Here is a 3,714-nt window from a genome sequence, read left to right as displayed (position 1 = left end):
TAAACTTATTTGGTAGTAGCTATCAGCATCAAGCTGAGCAGATGATGGCTAGTTTATTGGCTGAGTTATAAATTAGCTGTTAGCATCATAACCTTTAGGGTTATTGCGTTGCCACAGCCAAGTATCAGCAATCATATCGTCTAAGGTTTTTTCGGCACGCCAATTTAGTTCTTTTAAGGCGAGCTCTGGATTGGCAAAGTATTCAGCCAAATCTCCGGCGCGACGCGGCGCGATTTTATAGTTAATCGTTTGGCCAGTCACTCGCTCGAAGGTGTGAACCATTTCTAGGACACTGTAGCCATGACCTGCGCCTAGATTATAGGCTTTGCAAGCACCATTCTGGAAGCTGTCACCGGTGAGAGCGGCTAAGGCTTTGACATGGCCTTTGACTAAATCAACGACGTGAATGTAATCCCGAATACCTGTGCCATCCGGGGTAGGGTAGTCGTTGCCAAATATGGATAATTGCGGTAATTTGCCTATTGCAACTTGTGCGATATAAGGCATTAAATTGTTGGGAATGCCTTCTGGGTCTTCGCCGATTAAGCCGCTTTCATGGGCACCTATAGGGTTAAAATAGCGTAATAACGCTATTTTCCACGGATTTTCAACGCAGTTTAACGTGTCGGCAGCCGATAAGTCTCTTAAAATATCTTCGACCATGAGCTTGGTGCGGCCATAAGGGTTAATAGCTGCTAACGGGAAGTCTTCGACGTATTGCACACTGGTTGAATTACCGTATACCGTTGCCGATGAGCTAAAAACCAATTGCTTAACATTGGCTTCTGCCATGGCTTCGGTTAATACTAACGTGCCGTAAACATTATTGTGGTAATAAAGACCTGGCTTAGTGCAAGATTCGCCAACCGCTTTTAAACCAGCAAAGTGCATAACAGCACTAATCGCTTCTTGTTTAAAAAATGTTAATTAACGCCGCTTTGTCGCGAATATCGTGTTGATAAAAGCTTAGCGTTTTGCCTGTAATGCGTTGCACTCGGGCTAGTGCTTCAACTTTGCTGTTGCTTAAATTATCAACAACGACAACGTTAAAGCCAGCGTTTAATAATTCGACACACGCATGGCTGCCGATATAACCGGCACCACCTGTGACTAATATGCTGTTTTGAGTCATTTGGCTAGTTTTAGTTTGATTAAATGAACCCGTCGATTGTCCGCTTTAATGATTTCAAAGCGCAAATGCTCGACGACTAAGCTTTCACCTTTTTTAGGCATGTGTTCTAGTTGACTCATGACGAAGCCGCCAATAGTGTCGTATTCATCGGTAGTTAACTGAGTAGAAAAATATTCATCGAATTCTTCTATAGGTGTTAACGCTTTAACAATAAATTCATGCTCATTGCGTTTAACGATATAGCCTTCGTCTTCATGCTCATCATGCTCGTCTTCGATTTCTCCGACGATTTGTTCTAACAAATCTTCAATGGTCACTAGGCCAGACGTTTGACCGTACTCGTCCACGACAATAGCCATGTGATTGCCGGTTGTTCTTAGCTCTTTTAATAAAATGTTTAAGCGCTTGCTTTCCGGCACAATGCACGCTGGACGCATGATTTGCCCAACGAGTGTCGAGGTTTTATTTTGTAAGACATGAGTCAGTAAGTCTTTAGATAATAAAACACCGACCACATTACTGCGGTCGCCTTCTATGACCGGGTAACGTGAATGACAGGCGTCGACGACAATTTCAGAAATCTCTTCTAACTTGGCTTCGCGGGGTACAACCACCATTTGTGCGCGCGGAATCATGATGTCTCTGACTCTAAGGTGAGAGACTTCAAGCACACCTTCTATCATCGTGAGTGCGTCGCTGTCTAACAAATGCTTGTCCTTAGCTTCTCTTAATGTTTCCAACAAATCTTCCAAATCGTGTGGTTCTCCCCCTGACAGTAAGTGGCTGATTTTTTCAACCCAACTTTTCTGTGGGGAGTGTCTACTAGGAGGTTGGTCGTCACTCATGGTGTTATATGCCTGTATAAGGGTTGTTTATGTTAAGTTGTTGCAACAAAGCTATTTCTTTTTGTTCCATTATTTCTGCTTCGTCATCGTCAATATGGTCGTAGCCTAGTAAATGCAACACACCGTGGATAACAATATGTGCCCAGTGATGGTGTAGTGGTTTTTGTTGTGTCAGCGCTTCTTCGGCAATAACAGGGGCGCAAATCACTAAGTCGCCTAATAAGTCGCTGGCAAAATCGGGTAAGTCAGGTGCTTCAAACGGAAAACTTAACACATTAGTCGGCCCTGTTTTATTCCGGTAGTGTTGATTTAATGAGGCGCTTTCGTTTTCATCAACAATACGAATGACGAGTTCGGTATCATAAGTGCATTCGCTTAGCGCTACATCTATCCAGGTTTGTAATTGTTGCTCAGTGGGTAAGTTGTCGGCGTCAAAGGCCAGTTGCAAATCCAGGTAATTCATGAGTTGGCTTGCTTTTTCTCGTAGGCGTCATAAGCCTCGACAATACGCTGCACTAAGGGATGTCGCACGACATCGCGCGTACCAAAAAAGGTAAAACTAATCCCTTCTACATTTTTTAATACATCGAGCACATGTTTTAAGCCCGACATTTTTTTCCGAAGGCAAATCGATTTGTGTGACATCGCCGGTAACAACAGCGGTAGAACCAAAACCTACCCGGGTTAAAAACATTTTGATTTGTTCTATCGTCGTGTTTTGCGCTTCGTCTAAGATGATAAACGCATCATTTAACGTTCTGCCGCGCATATAAGCCAGCGGTGCCACTTCAATAATCCCTTTATCGAGCATTTTTTCGACTCTATCAATGCCTAACATGTCATAAAGTGCGTCGTACAATGGGCGTAAATACGGGTCAACTTTTTTGTGCTAAATCGCCGGGTAAAAAGCCTAGTTTTTCTCCTGCTTCAACGGCAGGTCTGACTAAGATGAGTTTTCGCACTTTTTTCCGTTTGTAATGCTTCTATCGCACATGCAACCGCTAAAAACGTTTTTACCGGTACCGGCCGGGCCTACACCAAAGTTAATGTCGTGGCTAACGATTTTTCTTAAATAGTCTTGTTGTGCTTTGCCTCGTCCTTTGATTAAACCGCATTTAGTTTTGATATAAACCAGAGGTTGTTCCGAAGGTGAGGCTTGTTGACTTTGTGCTAACTCATCGAGTGACGCTTCTTGCATCGCGAGATGAATCGCTTCAGCGGTTAAGTGCTCTTGCTCGGTGCATTCAAACAAGCGTTGCATTAGCGCGCAAGTGGTTTTGACGGAATCTTCTAAGCCGGTGATTTTAAATTGATTACCACGATTAGCGATTTCCACTTGCATACGGCTTTCGATTTGCCGCAAATGCGCATCAAATTGACCGCAAAAATTCGATAAACGGTTGTTATCGGCGGGTATTAAATTAATTTCTTGTGAAATCATGCGCACTGTGATTCGGTAGTCATAATTTTATCTAAGCTCGATTCGACGAGCCGACCGCGTAGTGAATTAGGCAAGGCTTCGGTAATTAACACATCGACAAACTGCCCGGCTAAGCGCGGATGGGCGATGAAATTAACAACCCGATTATTTTCCGTTCGCCCTTGCATTTGCAATGGATTCTTTTTCGATTGGCCTTCAACTAAAACGGTTTGTACGGTATCTACCATGCTTGCTGAAATGTTCGCAGCTAAAGTCTCGATACGGTGTTGCAATTGTTCTAAACGCTGTTTTTTACT

General features: G+C 43.4%; 5 protein-coding genes and 1 pseudogene. All 6 read right to left on the bottom strand.

The genetic code is table 11. The features are described from left to right. Nucleotides 1-72: 72 nt before the first annotated feature. The gene (gene galE / locus VZ94_RS20075; RefSeq protein ID WP_439097756.1) at nt 73-891 is read right to left on the bottom strand and encodes a UDP-glucose 4-epimerase GalE; all 819 of its coding nucleotides are present in this window, start codon (nt 889-891) and stop codon (nt 73-75) included. A 22-nt stretch (nt 892-913) separates the two neighbouring features. Further along, on the bottom strand, nt 914-1,132 hold the full coding sequence (locus VZ94_RS33375) for an SDR family NAD(P)-dependent oxidoreductase (protein WP_439097755.1): 219 nt from the start codon (nt 1,130-1,132) through the stop codon (nt 914-916). Beyond that, the gene (locus VZ94_RS20070; protein ID WP_045780587.1) at nt 1,129-1,977 is read right to left on the bottom strand and encodes a CorC family transporter; all 849 of its coding nucleotides are present in this window, start codon (nt 1,975-1,977) and stop codon (nt 1,129-1,131) included. The genes VZ94_RS33375 and VZ94_RS20070 overlap by 4 nt, the downstream gene beginning before the upstream one ends. Before the next feature lie 4 nt (nt 1,978-1,981). Further along, nucleotides 1,982-2,440 carry an rRNA maturation RNase YbeY gene (gene ybeY, locus VZ94_RS20065; protein ID WP_045780586.1) on the bottom strand — a complete coding sequence of 153 codons (459 nt, stop codon included), beginning with the start codon at nt 2,438-2,440 and terminating at the stop codon, nt 1,982-1,984. After that, nucleotides 2,437-3,418: pseudogene (locus VZ94_RS20060) on the bottom strand (PhoH family protein). Before VZ94_RS20060 ends, ybeY begins: the two are co-directional and overlap by 4 nt. Continuing rightward, on the bottom strand, nt 3,415-3,714 hold a 300-nt coding region (locus tag VZ94_RS20055; protein ID WP_045780585.1), incomplete at its 5' end, for a TRAM domain-containing protein. The gene VZ94_RS20055 and the pseudogene VZ94_RS20060, both read right to left, overlap by 4 nt.

This window comes from Methylocucumis oryzae, assembly GCF_000963695.1.
Lineage (GTDB): Bacteria > Pseudomonadota > Gammaproteobacteria > Methylococcales > Methylomonadaceae > Methylovulum > Methylovulum oryzae.
The sequence above is the reverse complement of the archived record's forward strand: the minus strand, read 5'-3'. Positions and strand labels throughout refer to the sequence as shown.

Excerpts from the sequence above, each read along its gene's own strand:
- galE (WP_439097756.1), bottom strand. The coding sequence starts at position 891 with ATGCACTTTGCTGGTTTAAAAGCGGTTGGCGAATCTTGCACTAAGCCA.
- VZ94_RS33375 (WP_439097755.1), bottom strand. The coding sequence starts at position 1,132 with ATGACTCAAAACAGCATATTAGTCACAGGTGGTGCCGGTTATATCGGC.
- VZ94_RS20070 (WP_045780587.1), bottom strand. The coding sequence starts at position 1,977 with ATGAGTGACGACCAACCTCCTAGTAGACACTCCCCACAGAAAAGTTGG.
- ybeY (WP_045780586.1), bottom strand. The coding sequence starts at position 2,440 with ATGAATTACCTGGATTTGCAACTGGCCTTTGACGCCGACAACTTACCC.